This is a genomic window from Variovorax palleresanus (genome assembly GCF_051144945.1).
GTDB lineage: Bacteria > Pseudomonadota > Gammaproteobacteria > Burkholderiales > Burkholderiaceae_C > Variovorax > Variovorax paradoxus_S.
On the sequence record NZ_JBJNVP010000001.1, the window covers coordinates 464,286 to 479,614 of the forward strand.

General features: G+C 65.7%; 15 protein-coding genes. 9 read left to right on the top strand and 6 right to left on the bottom strand.

Annotated features, from left to right (window positions below; all coding sequences use genetic code 11):
• From ACJ7Z0_RS02230 to ACJ7Z0_RS02240, 3 genes are all read right to left on the bottom strand, one after another.
• Positions 1-777, bottom strand: coding sequence for an ABC transporter ATP-binding protein (locus ACJ7Z0_RS02230; RefSeq protein WP_434788471.1), 777 nt, complete (start codon positions 775-777; stop codon positions 1-3).
• Positions 778-845: 68 nt separating this feature from the next.
• Entirely contained in the window at positions 846-1,919 is a 1,074-nt protein-coding gene (locus tag ACJ7Z0_RS02235; protein ID WP_434788472.1) for a branched-chain amino acid ABC transporter permease, read from the bottom strand.
• A gap of 4 nt (positions 1,920-1,923) precedes the next feature.
• A complete protein-coding gene (locus ACJ7Z0_RS02240; protein ID WP_434788473.1) occupies positions 1,924-2,796 on the bottom strand; it encodes a branched-chain amino acid ABC transporter permease in 873 nt (290 codons plus the stop codon).
• Between the two features lie 208 nt (positions 2,797-3,004).
• Between ACJ7Z0_RS02240 and ACJ7Z0_RS02245 the strand changes: the two genes are divergently transcribed.
• From ACJ7Z0_RS02245 to ACJ7Z0_RS02260, 4 genes are all read left to right on the top strand, one after another.
• The gene (locus tag ACJ7Z0_RS02245; RefSeq protein ID WP_431121171.1) at positions 3,005-3,595 is read left to right on the top strand and encodes a TetR/AcrR family transcriptional regulator; all 591 of its coding nucleotides are present in this window, start codon (positions 3,005-3,007) and stop codon (positions 3,593-3,595) included.
• Between the two features lie 48 nt (positions 3,596-3,643).
• Positions 3,644-4,120: a MarR family winged helix-turn-helix transcriptional regulator gene (locus ACJ7Z0_RS02250; RefSeq protein ID WP_434788474.1), complete on the top strand. Its 477-nt coding sequence runs from the start codon at positions 3,644-3,646 to the stop codon at positions 4,118-4,120.
• 147 nt (positions 4,121-4,267) lie between these two features.
• Positions 4,268-4,564: a YciI family protein gene (locus ACJ7Z0_RS02255; protein WP_431121167.1), complete on the top strand. Its 297-nt coding sequence runs from the start codon at positions 4,268-4,270 to the stop codon at positions 4,562-4,564.
• A 104-nt stretch (positions 4,565-4,668) separates the two neighbouring features.
• Positions 4,669-6,303, top strand: a complete 1,635-nt coding sequence (locus ACJ7Z0_RS02260) for a carboxylesterase/lipase family protein (protein WP_434788475.1) — start codon at positions 4,669-4,671, stop codon at positions 6,301-6,303.
• 167 nt (positions 6,304-6,470) lie between these two features.
• Here the strand turns inward: ACJ7Z0_RS02260 and ACJ7Z0_RS02265 are convergent, their stop codons facing one another.
• Positions 6,471-7,934 carry an efflux transporter outer membrane subunit gene (locus ACJ7Z0_RS02265; protein ID WP_434788476.1) on the bottom strand — a complete coding sequence of 488 codons (1,464 nt, stop codon included), beginning with the start codon at positions 7,932-7,934 and terminating at the stop codon, positions 6,471-6,473.
• A gap of 105 nt (positions 7,935-8,039) precedes the next feature.
• Here ACJ7Z0_RS02265 and ACJ7Z0_RS02270 point away from each other — a divergent pair, with 105 nt between their 5' ends.
• The 5 genes from ACJ7Z0_RS02270 to ACJ7Z0_RS02290 all read left to right on the top strand — a co-directional run bounded on the left by ACJ7Z0_RS02270 (position 8,040) and on the right by ACJ7Z0_RS02290 (position 14,601).
• Positions 8,040-8,657, top strand: a complete 618-nt coding sequence (locus ACJ7Z0_RS02270) for a TetR/AcrR family transcriptional regulator (protein WP_434788477.1) — start codon at positions 8,040-8,042, stop codon at positions 8,655-8,657.
• A gap of 85 nt (positions 8,658-8,742) precedes the next feature.
• Positions 8,743-9,858 (top strand): efflux RND transporter periplasmic adaptor subunit, encoded by a 1,116-nt coding sequence (locus ACJ7Z0_RS02275; RefSeq protein ID WP_434788478.1) that lies wholly within the window; start codon positions 8,743-8,745, stop codon positions 9,856-9,858.
• Positions 9,855-12,932 (top strand): efflux RND transporter permease subunit, encoded by a 3,078-nt coding sequence (locus tag ACJ7Z0_RS02280; RefSeq protein ID WP_434788479.1) that lies wholly within the window; start codon positions 9,855-9,857, stop codon positions 12,930-12,932. The genes ACJ7Z0_RS02275 and ACJ7Z0_RS02280 overlap by 4 nt, the downstream gene beginning before the upstream one ends.
• Positions 12,933-12,972: 40 nt before the next feature.
• Entirely contained in the window at positions 12,973-13,785 is an 813-nt protein-coding gene (locus ACJ7Z0_RS02285; RefSeq protein ID WP_434788480.1) for an oxidoreductase, read from the top strand.
• 138 nt (positions 13,786-13,923) lie between these two features.
• Positions 13,924-14,601: a glutathione S-transferase family protein gene (locus tag ACJ7Z0_RS02290; protein ID WP_434788481.1), complete on the top strand. Its 678-nt coding sequence runs from the start codon at positions 13,924-13,926 to the stop codon at positions 14,599-14,601.
• 27 nt (positions 14,602-14,628) lie between these two features.
• On the opposite strand, the gene ACJ7Z0_RS02295 is transcribed toward ACJ7Z0_RS02290, so the two are convergent.
• On the bottom strand, positions 14,629-14,940 hold the full coding sequence (locus ACJ7Z0_RS02295) for a hypothetical protein (protein WP_434788482.1): 312 nt from the start codon (positions 14,938-14,940) through the stop codon (positions 14,629-14,631).
• Positions 14,941-14,966: 26 nt separating this feature from the next.
• Complete coding sequence (locus ACJ7Z0_RS02300; RefSeq protein WP_434788483.1) at positions 14,967-15,164, bottom strand: hypothetical protein; 198 nt, start codon at positions 15,162-15,164, stop codon at positions 14,967-14,969.
• Positions 15,165-15,329 lie beyond the last annotated feature (165 nt).

A 15,329-nucleotide genomic window follows, 5' to 3' on the forward strand; every position in this document is an offset into this window, starting at 1 on the left:
TCAGGTCCCCAGATAGGCCGCGATCACGCGCGGGTCGGCTTGCACCTGCGCCGGCGTGCCGTCGGTCAGAACCTGTCCCTGGTCCATCACGACCACGCGATCGGCGACCGCGGCGACCAGCGACATGTCGTGCTCCACCATGACCACGGTGACGCCCAGTTCGGCCTGGATGTCCTCCAGCCAGTACGCGAGCCTGCGCGTCTCTTCGGGGTTGAGCCCGGAGGCGGGTTCGTCGAGCAGCAGCAACTGGGGTTCCGCAGCCAGCGCGCGACCGAGCTCGACGACCTTGCGCACGCCATAGGGCAGTTCCGCGACCGGCCGATGCCGGAATGCGGCGAGATCCAGCAGGCGCACGACGTCTTCGACGCGTTCGCGCGTGTGGGCTTCCGCCCGCTGCACGGAGGGCAGGTTGAACATCTGCGAGAAGAAGTTGCCGTGGTTCGCGCGGTGGCGGCCCAGCAGCAGGTTCTCCAGCACCGTGGCGCCTTCGAACAATTCGATGTTCTGGAATGTGCGCGCGATACCCTGGCGGACCACGTCGTGCCGCGCCAGGCGCGAGATGTCGTGCCCGTTGAAGCGGATGCTGCCGCTGCTGGCGTCGAACACGCGCGTGATGAGGTTCAAGAGCGATGTCTTGCCCGCGCCGTTCGGGCCGATCACCGCGAGGATCTCTCCCGCACGAATCGAAAAGCTCACGTCGCGCACGGCCTTGACGCCACCGAAGGACAGGCTCAGATGCTCGACTTCGAAGAATGCGGCGCTCGATAGGGCCCCCACGCTTGTCACTTCGTGTACTGCGCTGCCCCCCGGGGGGGCCTTCGCGCCTTCGGGCGGCCGTGCGGCGCTCATCGGTAACGCTCCGATTTCATGTAGACCTTGGTCTGGTGAACACTGCTCTTGCGCACCCACGGGAACTCGGCCAGCACCTTGCGGATGCGAACCCAGCGCGCGTTGAGGCCGCCCGGCTCGAGCAGTACGAAGAAGGTCAGTACGGCGCCGTAGACGAAAAGCTCCAGCCCGAACTGAGCGCCGAGCCTGGCAGGCAGCGCTTCCTTCAGCGAGGAGATGAACGCGGGCAGGAGGCCGATCAGGATCGCGCCGAGGATGGCTCCGCGCAGGCTTCCGAGTCCGCCGATGAACACCATCAAGACGAGCTGTAGCGACAGCGCCAGGCCGAACGCTTCTGGCGTGATGTGTTGCATCTGGTGCGCGAGCAATGCACCGGCCAGGCCCGAGCACGCCGCTGAAAGGCTGAAGGCGAGCACCTTGGTGCGGGCGACGTCGATGCCCAGGCCCCGCGCGGCGGCCTCGGAGTCGCGAATGCCGATGAAGGCGCGGCCGGTGGCGGACCGCATCAGGTTGACCAGCAGGAGCAAGACCACCGCCAGCACCACCAGGCAAAGGAAGTAGAAGGCGCGCGGACCGCCGAGGCTGAGCCCGAAGAGGGTGGGGTCCGGCACGGCCATCCCGCTGTGGCCCCCGGTGACGCTCTTCCAACGGCCGAGTACATGCTCGCAGACGATGGCAAAAGCCATCGTCACCATCGCCAGGTGCAGCCCCGACACGCGGATGGCCGGCATGCCGACGAGCAAGCCGCCAAGCGCCGCGCCCGCCGTGGTGAGGAGCAGCGACACCGGCAGCGGCACGCCCTGGGTCAGGAGGATGGTGTGGATGTACGCGCCGATGCCGACGAACGCCGACTGGCCGAGCGACACCTGCCCGGTGAAGCCCGTGAGCATCATGAGGCCGAGGCTGGCCACGCACATGATGAGGATGAACGTCGCCTCGCCGATGTGATACGCCGGCAGCATCCAGGGTGCGGCAATGAGGGCCAGCGCGAGCAAGCCGTACGCAAGCCGCTCGGGCTTGCCGCGCAGCAGCCGCCGGCCATCTTCGAATCCCGTTTCGTAGCGTGCCATGGCGTCAGACCCTCCGTCCGTGGCTTTCGCCCAGGATCCCGCGCGGATACAGGATGAGAACCGCGATGAGCACCAGGTAAGGCGCCACGTCCTTGATGCCGTCCGGCAGGTAGACGCCGGCGAACTGTTCGATGAGGCCGATCAGGAGCCCGCCGATCACGGCGCCCGGCGCACTGCCGAAGCCGCCGAGAACCAGGGCCGCCAGCGCCTTGAGCATGACGAACCACAGGCCCAGGTCGACCAGCGTGATGGGCGCAAGCAGCAGCCCGCACAGCGCGGCGATGGCGCCGGAGATGGCCCACACCAGCGAATTGAGCCGCTTCACGCGCACGCCGCACAGATAAGCCGCCAGCTGGTTCTGCGACGTCGCGTGGATGGCAATGCCGAGCGTGGTGCGGCGTAAAAAGTAATACAGGAGTGCCGTCACGCCCATGGCGGCGCCGACGATCACCAGGTTGAGCTCGGCCACCACGCTGCCGCCGAGCTGCATGGATTGGCCTGTCCACGGCGTGGGATAGCTGCGCGACTCGGGCCCGAAGAACATGCTGACGCCGCCGCGGATCATGAAGCCGATCCCGATGGTGAGCATGACGCCCGAGAACTGGGGGCGGCCGACGATCCTGCGCATGATCTTCGCTTCCAGCAGAAAGCAGAACGCGGCCGAGATGCACAGCACGACGACGAAGCTGAGCCAGAAGGGAAGGCCGGCCGCGACGACGAAACCCCAGCCGAGGAATGCGGAAAGCATCACCACGTCGCCCTGTGCAAAGTTGAGAACCTCGGTCGCCTTGTAGCTGAGTACGAGGCCGAGCGCGACGAGTCCGTAGATTGCACCGCTGGAGATGCCTTGCACGATCAGTTGGGTCAGTTGCGTCATCACATCATTCGCTTGGCTTTAAATAACGATCGTTTGGTAAACGGTGGTGAACTATAGGTTTGCAAAGAGGGCAGCGTCAACACGCCGGAGCGGGTTTGGCGCAGGGACAAACCCTCGGTCAATCGACCGGTGACTCTGATAAAACACGGTCGTTTACCAAACGATCGGCATGCTATGATGGAGGCCCCACGATTGCTGAGGCCCATTCATGCGCTATCCGACAAACCACAAAGAGGAAACCCGCAAGAAGCTGCTCGCGAATGCCCGAGCCATCGCGAAGAAGGGCGGCTTCGGAACCACCGGTGTCGATGAATTGATGGCGAGCATCGGCCTGACTGGGGGCGCCTTCTATGGACATTTCCCGTCCAAGGAAGCGCTGTTCGCCGAACTCCTAGAACACGAAATCTCGAACAGCACCGACATGCTGGCCGGGGACCGCGACTCGCCGCCCGACCACGTCGCCAAGCGGCTGCGCAGCTACCTGAGCTCGTACCACGCCCTGCACCCGGAAACCGGGTGCGTCCTGCCGGCGCTGGGACCCGAGATCGCAAGGGCGGGGCCCGAGGTGCGTGCGGCCGTCGAGGAGGGGCTGAAGCGCCTGCAGAAGAGCTGGAGCTCGCGCATCGGCGACCCTGATGCGGCGTGGGCGCTGATTGCCCAGTGCGTCGGCGCACTGGTGCTGTCTCGCGCAGTCGAATCGGAGCGCACCCGCAAGGAAATCCTGGCCTCCAGCCGCCGCTTCATCGACCAGACGCATGCGCTGGACGAAGCTCCCGCAAAGCCGTCCAAGGCATCCTGACCGCCGAAGCCGATGTTGTCTCGGCGCACCACTCCTGCACCTGCGCTGATGCAAACGCTCTTTGCACCGCAGACATGCGCGGTTGCTGCCGCCAGCCTTCAGCGGTCGGCCTGCACCGACACCAAGGCGCATCAGCTCGCTCGCCTGGTCAGGCAGCACTATGACGCGGAACTCGGCAAGGTCGGTCTCAGAATCACGCAGTACCGGCTGTTGATGGAGGTTCTGGCACATGGGCCCGTGCGCCCCTGTGACCTGGCCGAGACGATGTCGCTCTCTCCATCAACGCTGACACGCACTCTCAGGCCTCTCATCTCGGCAGGCTGGGTGGATCTTGGACAGGGCGCTGACGGACGCACCCGCAGCGTGCGCATCACCGCTGCGGGCCGCAGGAAGTGTGCCGAGGGCCTGCCTCACTGGAACGGTGCGCAGGCCAGGGTGCATCAGTTAATCGGTAGCCAAAATGTCAGCGCATTGCATGCCCTCATAGGGGAATGCTTGATAAGCATGTCTGCAGCGGATAGATGACCAAGTGCCTTGGTCTTCGCCGCGGAGCGCCTTTGAGCCAAGGATTCCACGCCAAGGCGTCACTGGCCCGCACTGCTTGCGCGCAGCTGGGGCGTAGTGGCTTCTACGGTCGCTTCCTTCTTCATTCAAGTTCACCTGGAGATCGACATGAAATACTACTTGGCCAAATTCCTTCCACCCCGCGCCGACTTTCTCGCCACCATGACCCCTGCTGAAGTTGACCTGATGAAGGAGCACGGAGCCTTCCTCAACGATCTTCTTCAGAAGGGAGTGGTCGTGGCGCACGGCCCGGTGGACGATCCGGCAGGCGGATGGGGCCTCTCGCTCTACCAGGTGGAGGATGGCCAGGATGTCAGTGCAATCGCCGCGAACGATCCAATGGTGAGGTCTGGCGGCGCCCGCTATGAGATCTTTCCGATGCGGCATCTGAAGGCACGTGGCTGACACCACCCACGGCTACGGGACGCCCCGACGGACTGGCGACCAGCGCTGTAGTACGCCGCTTGGCCACGAAGCGGCGCCGTCAATTCACGAACCATGAGCCCACCATGACCCATCGTCCATTCTCGCTAGCCCTCTGGATTGCCGTGAGCGCCGTGGCCCTGACACAGGTTGCCTGCGCCTACAAGGCCGGGGACGCAGTCGATGCAGGCCGCTCGACCGCCACAACCGTAAGGACCGAGAACGGCAGCATCAAAGGCCTTGCGAAAGGAGATGCAGAAGTGTTCCTCGGGCTGCCTTTCGCGGCGCCGCCAATGGGAAGCCTGCGTTGGGCACCCCCCGAGAGAGCCGCTTCCTGGCAGGGCGTACGAGACGGGACGGTCGCGGGACCCAGTTGCCCGCAGATGGGTGGTTCCCCGGTCATCGGTCGAACGGAGAACGAGGACTGCCTTTACCTCAACCTCTATCGTCCCGCAGGCATCGCTTCGGGCGCATCGCTCCCCGTGCTTGTGTATGTTCACGGCGGGGCCAATACGGTCGGCGGCGCAGTCCAGATCGACGGCGCTCGCATGGCGGCAGAAAACCGGGTTGTGGTTGTTGCCGTCAATCACCGCCTCGGCGCACTCGGTTTCTTGAATCATCCCGCGCTCGCCCAGCAGGCCAAGGATCGCCTGGCGGGAAACTATGCATTGCTCGACATCAAAGCAGCACTGGAATGGGTTCAACGCAACAGCGGTGCATTCGGCGGCAATCCCCACAAGGTAACGTTGGGAGGAACCTCGTCGGGGGGAACCAACGTTTGCGCGCTCCTTGTCAACCCTGGTACCGCTGGGCTTATTCATGCGGCGATTATTTCCAGTGATGATTGCTTGCGGGACGTCGATACGGCCGCGCAATCGGAGGCGCGCGCGGCAGCCTTTGCAGCCAAGCTTGGATGCACGGATCCGGTGAGTGTCGCGACCTGCCTGCGCTCCAAGAGCGCCGGCGAGTTGGTGACTGCGGGCGGCGCTTGGAATCCACATGTCGATCCCAAAGGCTTCCACCGCAAGCCTGCGATCGACGCGATCGCGGCAGGCGAATGGAGGCCGGTGCCTGTATTGATGGGCAGCATGCGCGAAGAAGGGCGTGGTTCCGGCGTGGCTTTCGCCAACTTCACGGCCCAGGCGTACGCAGCCTGGGTCACCCGGCTCGTCGGGGCTGACCGAGTGCCAGCGCTGCTGGCAGCCTATCCTGCGGACAAATACGCGGGCCAGTACGCGCTGCCCTACGTCATTGGCGACTTCATTACCGACAGCGGAATGCGCGGTCTCGGCGGTTGCACCAACCTGGCGCTGGCGAGATCTCTCGCGCGGCAAACGCCCACCTACTACTACCAGTTCGAGGATCCAAGCCCACCGGCGCCCTCGACGCCGCCCGGCTACGAGTTTCGCGCGTCACATGGTCTCGATACCCCGTTCACGTGGCCCGATTCGCCGCACATGGCGCAGTCCTCCTCACGGTTCACCGAAGCGCAGTGGCAGTTGTCGAAAGAGATGACCCGCTACTGGGCCGCTTTCGCCAAGAACTTCAACCCGGAGGTTCCCGGCCAGGCGGCTTGGCCTCGACTGATCGCGGACGGATCGTTGATGTCGCTGCGGCCGGGCGGACGGAGCCAAGCCTCGCCTGTCGCACAGTTTGCAGAGCTCCACAAGTGTGCACTGTGGGAAAAGATGCCCTGGGTGCTCGATCGCGGCGAACGCTGATCTGCTGCGATGCGGAGCGGAAAAGACTTGCGTCAGGCCGCAAGCGGACAGCAGGGCAAACGACAGCGTTGGGTGCGACATCGTCCTCATGTCTTGCGCCCGAGCGATTTCGGCTCAGATGCAGGTGGCGAAGGCGGTTGCGCCGCTTCGCCGGATCGACCGGGATCTCAATGCGACATGATTGCTGCCGCTCTGATGGGCTCAGCCTGCCAGCCGCCGCCCAGCGCCTTGAACGCACTGACCGCCGCGCGCGCCGACTCCGTTTGCGCTTGCGCTCTTGCATCGGCCACGCGCAGCACGCTCTCGTCGGCCTGCAGCACTTCGATCAGGCTGACCACACCTCGCTGATACGCCGCGAACGATGCCCCCCGCGCACGGCCGAGCGATGCCTCTCCCTGCGCGAGCACGGCGGCCTGTTCCTCGCGCTTGACCAAGGTGGAGAACGCGTTTTCCACGTCTTCGGTCGCACGCAGCGCGGCAAGCCGGTAGGCCGCGAGCAACTCCGCGTCCTGCCCCTTGGCGAGTTCGATCTGCGCATCGATGCGCCCGAAGTCGAACAGCCGCCAGCGCAGGCCGAGCAGGGCCGCAGCCTGGCTGGCGCCCCCGGTGAACAGGTTGCCGCTGGCCACCGACGTGGCGCTGCCGATCGTTCCCGCCAGGGACAGCTTCGGGTAATACTCGGCCACGGCCATGCCGATGCGGGCGTTCGATGCCGCAAGGCGCCGCTCGGCGGCGATCAGGTCGGGCCGGCGCCGCAGCAATTCGGCAGGCGATCCGGCGGCGCTGATGCGCGGCGCGACGGGAATGGCCGCGGCTGTCGCGAGTTCGGCGCGGTGCGCGCCCGGCGCCGCACCCAGCATCACGTCGAGCGCGTTCATGGCCGCGGCCTCGCCCGCCTCGAGCGCGGGCACCGACGCACGAACCTGCGCCAGCGCGCCCTCGGCCTGGCGCAACTGCAGCTCTGCGGCCAGCCCCTTGCCGTAGCGCAGATCGATCTTCGACAGCAGGTCCTGCTGCGTGCCCACTTGCCGGCGTGCAATGTCCAGGCGGGTTTGCAGGCCGCGCAGGGTGATGTAGATGTCGGCGGTCTGCGCGGCCACCGCCAGGCGCGTGGCGGCCGCGCCGGCCTCCGAGGCCTGGTAGTCGGCCAGCGCGGCCTCGCGTCCCCGGCGCAGGCCGCCGAAGATGTCCAGCTCCCAGCTTGCGCCGAGGTTTGCTTCGTAGGCGTTGCCGTAGCGATCGAAACCCGGCTGCGCGTTCAGCACCTGGCCCAGCGGCGTCTCCACCGACTGGTAGGCCCTGGCGGCTTGTCCGCCGAGATTGCCCGAAGGCAGCAACGCCGCGTTCGCTGCACCGAGGCTGGCCCGTGCCTGCGCCATGCGGGCGGAGGCCTGCGCAAGATCGAGATTCTGTTTCAGCGCCTGTTCGACATAGCGGGCCAGTTGCGCATCGCCGAAGCCGGTCCACCAGGCCGCCAGCTCGGCGTTGGCGGTGGCCGATCGCCGGTCGAGCACTGCCTCGCCAATGAAGCGGTCCGGCAGGGTCGGGGCAGGCCGGACATAGTCAGGCCCGACAGCGCAGCCTGCGAGCAGGCTGAACAGCAGGGGCAGGGCAAGCGTACGTTGGGACATGGGTTGCTCCGAGACGGCGGACGGGAAAAGCAGAAGGAAGTGTGTGACTATAATTCAATTTGGTCACTTGTTGTCGTTTGTTTGTCCGGGCAGTAAGCTCCGGGCATGAACAACGCAACTTCTTCTCCGCCGGCTGCGCGGGGACCGGCCGATCACGACGTGCGCGCGCAGATCGTCGTCGCGGCCACCGAGCATTTCAGCCAGTACGGGTACGAGAAGACCACGGTTTCCGACCTTGCCAAGGCCATCGGCTTCTCCAAGGCCTACATCTACAAGTTCTTCGAGTCCAAGCAGGCGATCGGCGAAATGATCTGCTCGAACTGCCTGCGCGAGATCGAGGCGGACATCCGCGCGGCGGTCGACGCGGCCGATCGGCCGCCGGAAAAGCTTCGCCGCATGTTCAAGGCCATTGTGGATTCGGGCCTTCGGCTGTTCTTCCAGGACCGCAAGCTCTACGAGATCGCCATCTCGGCGGCCAGCGAGCGCTGGCAGTCGGCCATCGCCCATGAAGAATGCATCCGGCAGATGCTCCTCGAGTTGCTCAAGCAGGGGCGGGAGTCCGGCGACTTCGAGCGCAAGACCCCGATCGACGAGACCGCGGCGGCCATCTACTTGGTCGTTTATCCCTACGTCAACCCCGTGATCCTGCAGCTCAGCTCCGATCACACGGAGCAGGCGCCGGCCCAGTTGTCGGGTCTGGTGCTGCGCAGCCTGTCGCCATAGACGAATAATTTTGTTGGTGACTATTGACTAAAATGGTCACTGTTATCAGAATCGGGGCCCTGATCGATTCGTCAATGGGCCCCTCATGCACTCGCGCCGCTTCCTCACCTCCGTCTTCGTCTGCGCCTTGCCGTTCGCGTTGGTCGCCTGCGACGACAAGGCTCCGGCCGATCCGCGCACCCAGACGCCGCTGGTGCGCGCCGCCACCGTCCAGGCCGCCGCGTCGGCATCGCGCTCGTTCACGGGCACCGTAGCCGCCCGGGTCCAAAGCGACCTGGGCTTCCGCGTCTCCGGAAAGGTGCTGGAGCGCTTTGTCGATGCAGGCCAGACGGTCAAGCGCGGGCAGCTGCTCATGCGCATCGACCCGGTCGACCTCAGGTTGGCGGCGCGCGCGCAGCAGGAGGCGGTCAGCGCTGCGCGTGCGCGTGCGAAGCAGGCCGGCGACGAAGAAGCACGCTACCGCGATCTGCGCGGCACCGGCGCCATTTCGGCCTCGGCGTACGACCAGGCCAAGGCGTCGGCAGATGCCGCCCAGGCCCAGCTCAGCGCGGCGGAAGCGCAGGCCGAGGTTGCGCGCAATTCGAATCGTTATTCGGAACTCACCGCCGATGCGGACGGGACCGTGCTCGAGACGCTGGCCGAGCCTGGCCAGGTCGTCAACGCCGGGCAGCCGGTGATCCGCGTGGCGCAGGCTGGGCGCAGGGAGGCCGTGGTGCAGTTGCCCGAAACGCTGCGCCCGGTCGTCGGCTCTGGCGGACAGGCCACGCTGTTCGGCAAGGAAGATGTTGCCGTGCCCGTCAAGCTCCGGCAACTCTCCGATGCGGCCGACAAGCTCACGCGCACTTTCGAGGCGCGCTACGTGCTCGATGGCGAGCTCGCCAATGCGCCCTTGGGCGCCACGGTGACGGTCCATGTCGCGGACGGCAAGCCTGTCCAGGCAGGTGGCGTCCAAGTGCCCATCGGCGCCTTGTTCGATACAGGCAAGTCGACGGGCGTCTGGGTGATCGGTGGCGATCCGTCGACGGTGCGCTGGCAGCCAGTGGCCGTCGAGCGTCTGGACGGCGAACGTGCCCTGGTGGCCGGCCAACTCAAGCAGGGGGATCAGGTTGTCGCGCTCGGCGCGCACCTGCTGCGCGAAGGCGAGAAGGTGCGTGTCGCGACCTCGGCCGCGACACCTGCGGCGGGCGGAGCCCGCCCATGAGCGAAGGCCGCTTCAATCTCTCGGCGCTGGCCGTACGCGAGCGATCCATCACGCTGTTCCTGATCTGCCTGATCTCGCTGGCGGGGCTGGTCGCGTTCTTCAAGCTGGGCCGTGCGGAAGACCCCGCCTTCACCGTCAAGGTAATGACGATCATCACGGCATGGCCGGGCGCCACGGCACAGGAGATGCAGGACCAGGTCGCCGAGAAGCTCGAGAAGCGCCTGCAGGAGCTGCGCTACTACGATCGCACGGAGACCTACACGCGGCCCGGCCTGGCGTTCACGACCCTGACACTGCTCGACAGCACGCCGCCGGCGCAGGTGCAGGACGAGTTCTACCAGGCGCGCAAGAAGCTCGGCGACGAAGCGGGCAACCTGCCGGCCGGCGTGATCGGGCCGATGATCAACGACGAGTACGCGGACGTCACCTTCGCCCTGTTCGCGCTCAAGGCCAGGGGCGAACCGCAGCGCGTGCTGGTGCGCGACGCGGAGATGCTGCGCCAGCGGCTGCTGCACGTGCCGGGTGTGAAGAAGGTCAACATCGCCGGTGAGCAGTCGGAGCGCATCTACGTCGAGTTCGCGCACGACCGGCTGGCAACCTTGGGCATCGGGCCGCAGGACGTGTTCGCCGCGCTCAACAGCCAGAACGCGCTCAGTCCTGCCGGGTCCGTGGAAACCAGCGGCCCGCAGGTGTTCATTCGGCTGGACGGCGCATTCGACACCCTGCAGAAGATCCGCGACACGCCCGTGGTCGCGCAGGGCCGCACCCTGAAGCTGTCGGATGTGGCCACGGTCAGGCGCGGCTACGAAGACCCGGCCACCTTCATGATCCGCAACGGCGGCGAGCCGGCGCTGCTGGTGGGCGTCGTCATGCGGGAAGGCTGGAACGGGCTCGACCTGGGCAAGGCCCTGGACGTGGAAGCCCGCGCGATCAACGCCGAGCTGCCCCTGGGCCTCCGCTTCACCAAGGTCACGGACCAGTCGGTGAACATCAGCGCATCGGTCGACGAGTTCATGGTCAAGTTCTTCGCGGCCTTGCTGGTCGTCATGCTGGTGAGCTTCCTGAGCATGGGCTGGCGCGCGGGCCTGGTGGTGGCCGCCGCGGTGCCACTGACCCTGGCGGTGGTCTTCGTGGTGATGGCCGCGACCGGCAAGAACTTCGATCGCATCACGCTCGGCTCGCTCATCCTCGCGCTCGGCTTGCTGGTGGACGACGCCATCATCGCCATCGAGATGATGGTCGTGAAGATCGAGGAGGGCTACAGCCATGTGGCCGCGTCCGCCTATGCCTGGAGCCACACGGCAGCGCCGATGCTCTCGGGCACGCTGGTCACCGCCGTCGGCTTCATGCCCAACGGCTTTGCGCCGTCGACCGCGGGCGAGTACACCAGCAACATGTTCTGGATCGTCGGCATCGCGCTGATCGCATCCTGGGTGGTCGCCGTGGTGTTCACGCCTTATCTGGGCGTCAAGCTGCTGCCAAACTTCAAGAAGATCGAAGGCGGCCATGCCGCGATCTACGACACGCCGCGCTACAACCGGCTCCGTCGCGTGCTGGCGCGCGTCATCGCGCGCAAGTGGTCGGTGGCGGGGGCGGTCGTCGGCCTCTTTGTCGTGTCGATCCTCGGCATGGGCGTGGTCAAGAAGCAGTTCTTTCCGATCTCCGACCGCCCTGAAGTGCTGGTCGAAGTGCAGATGCCCTACGGTACCTCGATCACGCAGACCAGCGACGCGACGGCCAAGGTGGAGAGCTGGCTGTCCACGCAGCCGGAGGCCCAGATCGTCACCTCCTACATCGGACAGGGCGCGCCCCGCTTCTACTTCGCGATGGGGCCCGAACTGCCCGACCCGTCGTTCGCCAAGATCGTGGTGCGCACCGCCAGCCAGGAGGAGCGCGAAGCGCTGAAGCACCGGTTGCGTCAGGCCGTTGCCGACGGGCTCGCGTCCGAGGCGCGGGTGCGCGTGACCCAACTCGTGTTCGGCCCGTACTCGCCGTTCCCCGTGGCCTATCGCGTCAGCGGGCCCGATGCGAACGAGCTGCGCAAGATCGCGGCAGACGTGCGGCAGGTGATGGATGCCAGCCCGATGATGCGAACCGTCAACACCGACTGGGGCACCCGCACGCCCACGCTGCACTTCACCCTGAAACAGGACCGCCTGCAGGCCGTTGGGCTGACCTCCAGCGCCGTGGCGCAGCAACTGCAGTTCCTCTTGAGCGGTGTGCCGGTGACGACCGTGCGCGAAGACATCCGCACCGTGCAGGTGGTGGCCCGTTCGGCCGGCAGCACCCGGCTCGATCCCGCGAAGCTCGTGGACTTCACGCTCGCCGGTGCCGGCGGCCAGCGCATTCCGTTGTCGCAGGTCGGCGAGGTCGAGGTGCGCATGGAAGAACCGGTCATGCGGCGGCGCGACCGCATGCCCACGATCACGGTGCAGGGCGACATCGCCGAGGGGCTGCAGCCACCCGACGTGTCGACCGCGATCACCGCGCAATTGCAGCCGCTGATGCAGAAGCTGCCCGCCGGCTACCGCATCGTCCAGGCCGGCTCCATCGAGGAATCGGAGAAGGCGACGCAGGCAATGTTGCCGCTGTTCCCGATCATGCTGGCGATCACGCTCCTCATCATCATCTTCCAGGTGCGCTCGATCTCCGCGATGGTCATGGTGTTCCTGACGAGCCCGCTGGGGCTGATCGGCGTGGTGCCGACCTTGCTGCTGTTTCAGCAGCCCTTCGGCATTAATGCGCTCGTGGGGCTCATCGCGCTGTCGGGCATCCTGATGCGCAACACGCTGATCCTGCTCGGGCAGATCCACCTCAACCAGCAGGAGGGGCTCGACCCGTTCCACGCGGTCGTCGAGGCGACCGTGCAGCGTGCCCGGCCTGTGATCCTGACGGCACTCGCCGCGATCCTCGCGTTCATTCCGCTGACGCATTCGGTGTTCTGGGGCGCATTGGCATACACGCTGATCGGCGGCACCTTCGCGGGGACGATCCTGACGCTGGTGTTCCTGCCGGCGATGTATTCGATCTGGTTCAGGATCAAACCAGGCAACGCGACCCAGCCCGCGCACTGATGCGCTTCATCATCATTCATCGAAATCGAAGGAACCAGTCATGTCGAGTTCATCAGTCGTCGTAGTGACGGGCGCGTCCTCGGGCATCGGACGCGCCGCCGCAGAAATGTTCGTGGCGCGAGGCTGCCGGGTGTTCGGCACCGTTCGCGACCTGCGCAAGGCACCCGCGCTGCCCGGTGTCGAGTTTGTCGAGATGGACGTTTGCGAAGAAGGCTCGGTTCAGACGGGCATCGACTCCGTCATCGAGCGGGCCATGCGCATCGACGTGCTGGTCAACAATGCGGGAATGATGATGATCGGCGCGGTCGAGGAAACCGCGACGGCCGAGGCTGCGGTGCTGTTCGACACCAACGTCTTCGGCATGCTGCGCGTGACGCGCGCGGTGCTCCCCTACATGCGTCAGCAAAAACGCGGGCGAATCGTCAACGTGAGCTCCGTGCTCGGTGTGCTTCCGGCCCCGTACATGGGCCTGTATTCAGCCACCAAGCATGCGGTGGAAGGGCTGTCGGAGTCGCTGGACCACGAGGTGCGCCAGTTCGGCATTCGCGCAACGCTGGTGCAGCCGGCCTTCACCCGCACCAACCTCGATGCCAATGCACCCCGTGTCAAGGCGCGGATCGCGGGCTATGACCGCGAACGCGAACTGGTGTCGCTCTCGGTGGCTAACAGCGTGAGCAGTGCGCCCGAGCCGCACGGCGTGGCGAGCACCATCGTCGAGGCGGCGCTTGGCCCCTGGCGTATGCGCTGCACGCCGCCGGGGCAAGCGTCGCTCTTGACGAAGTTGCGCCGCTTCATGCCGGCGGGACCAGTGGACACGAGTCTGAGAAAACAGCTCGGACTCGGCGGTTGCTAAGCCGTTGCTCCTCCGCACAATGGCGGAAGACTTCCGGATTTTCTGGCGAGCCGGCTCGAGCCTGCGGGATTGCGCATGAGGATGGATTCAAAATGACGACTTGCCTCAATACCGCAGCGAACCAAAGACCGCCGATACATGATCACCCTTCACCATTGCGTCAGCGCACGCTCGTTCCGGCCCTTGTGGACGCTTGAAGAGATCGGCCTCTCCTACGAGCTCAAGATGCTGCCCTTTCCGCCGCGCGTGCTGTCTCGGTCGTACCTCGAGGTCAACCCGCTTGGCACGGTGCCGATGCTGTCCGACGGCGCCATGCGAATGACCGAATCGGCCGCGATCTGCCAATACCTGGCGGCGCGATTCTCGGCGGGCCAGCTGGATGTGGGTCGTGACGAGCCAGACTTCGGGCCGTACCTCAACTACCTTCATTTCGGCGAGGCGACCTTGACCTTTCCGCAGACGCTGGTGCTGCGGTATGCACACTTCGAGTTGGCGGAGCGAAAACAGCCGCAGGTCGCCGACGACTATGCCAAGTGGTTCCTGGCGCGCCTGCGAACGCTGGAGCCGCTGCTCGCAGAACGCGACTACCTCTGTGCGGGCCGCTTCACCGCGGCGGACGTGTCGGTCGGCTATGCATTGTTGCTTGCCGAGCATCTGGGCTTGGCAGAGCGCTTCACGCCCTCGGTGACGGCTTACTGGGAGCGTCTGCAGGCACGACCGGGTTTCAACGCGGCGATGGCTGCGCAATTGCAAGCTGCCAAGGCGCAGGGTGTCTCCTCGACCCCCGCACCGGCCATCAGACCCGATAGTCCTTGACGGTGCCCGCGGCCCCCATCTGACGCTTCAGCAAGCGGCGCTTTGGGATTGCGCCTTGGCCTGCACCCGGGCGTGGCGGAGTGGCTGAAACCCTTCGGCGACTGTTTGTGGCCGAGTGGGAAAGCCATCGTCCGATCCGCAGTAGCGGGCCACGGCGCGTCCCAGATGCGTGATCTCGTTCACTGTCGCACGGGGCGGTGCTGCGCCGTGCGGCGGTGAGAATGCCACCTTGATGTACCCGGCGTCTTCCAGGTGCTTCAGTTGATCGATGACAGCGTTGCCCCAGAACTGCATCGGCAGCCGCGCAGCCAGGACTTGGGTGAACAACGTATGCCCCATGTGCCTCTCCAGTCTTCAATCCTGGATCACATCAATCGCGCTCCGCGGGAAAATCGCATCGAGGTCGGAGCGAAGTTGCGAATGTCGCCCAACTTCGCGATCTCGGCGAGGCCTTCGTCGGTGATCCCCTCCACCGTCGCCATCGAAACCTGTGCGTACCGCCCAGCCGGCTCAAGGGTTGCGAACCTGGCCTCGATCAGCCCCGTGGCCATGAGCACGGACACGGCTCGAATTTCTTCTGGCTCAACGACCTGCACCGGCAGTTGAGTGTGGAGAAGCCTCATCAAGAACAAGAGTGGCATTCGGTCCCCCGGTTGCCGGCGCTTGCTTTGCGCAATGTGCCGGCTTGTTTTGGGACGGAAAGTGTGTTCCCGGGTGTGAGAGGTCGC

What these genes read in the sequence shown, in the direction of transcription:
- ACJ7Z0_RS02290 (WP_434788481.1), top strand. Translation starts at nt 13,924, where the DNA reads ATGATCACCCTTCACCATTGCGTCAGCGCACGCTCGTTCCGGCCCTTG.
- ACJ7Z0_RS02235 (WP_434788472.1), bottom strand. Translation starts at nt 1,919, where the DNA reads ATGGCACGCTACGAAACGGGATTCGAAGATGGCCGGCGGCTGCTGCGC.
- ACJ7Z0_RS02250 (WP_434788474.1), top strand. Translation starts at nt 3,644, where the DNA reads ATGCAAACGCTCTTTGCACCGCAGACATGCGCGGTTGCTGCCGCCAGC.
- ACJ7Z0_RS02260 (WP_434788475.1), top strand. Translation starts at nt 4,669, where the DNA reads ATGACCCATCGTCCATTCTCGCTAGCCCTCTGGATTGCCGTGAGCGCC.
- ACJ7Z0_RS02270 (WP_434788477.1), top strand. Translation starts at nt 8,040, where the DNA reads ATGAACAACGCAACTTCTTCTCCGCCGGCTGCGCGGGGACCGGCCGAT.
- ACJ7Z0_RS02295 (WP_434788482.1), bottom strand. Translation starts at nt 14,940, where the DNA reads ATGGGGCATACGTTGTTCACCCAAGTCCTGGCTGCGCGGCTGCCGATG.
- ACJ7Z0_RS02255 (WP_431121167.1), top strand. Translation starts at nt 4,268, where the DNA reads ATGAAATACTACTTGGCCAAATTCCTTCCACCCCGCGCCGACTTTCTC.
- ACJ7Z0_RS02265 (WP_434788476.1), bottom strand. Translation starts at nt 7,934, where the DNA reads ATGTCCCAACGTACGCTTGCCCTGCCCCTGCTGTTCAGCCTGCTCGCA.
- ACJ7Z0_RS02275 (WP_434788478.1), top strand. Translation starts at nt 8,743, where the DNA reads ATGCACTCGCGCCGCTTCCTCACCTCCGTCTTCGTCTGCGCCTTGCCG.
- ACJ7Z0_RS02240 (WP_434788473.1), bottom strand. Translation starts at nt 2,796, where the DNA reads ATGACGCAACTGACCCAACTGATCGTGCAAGGCATCTCCAGCGGTGCA.
- ACJ7Z0_RS02245 (WP_431121171.1), top strand. Translation starts at nt 3,005, where the DNA reads ATGCGCTATCCGACAAACCACAAAGAGGAAACCCGCAAGAAGCTGCTC.
- ACJ7Z0_RS02285 (WP_434788480.1), top strand. Translation starts at nt 12,973, where the DNA reads ATGTCGAGTTCATCAGTCGTCGTAGTGACGGGCGCGTCCTCGGGCATC.
- ACJ7Z0_RS02280 (WP_434788479.1), top strand. Translation starts at nt 9,855, where the DNA reads ATGAGCGAAGGCCGCTTCAATCTCTCGGCGCTGGCCGTACGCGAGCGA.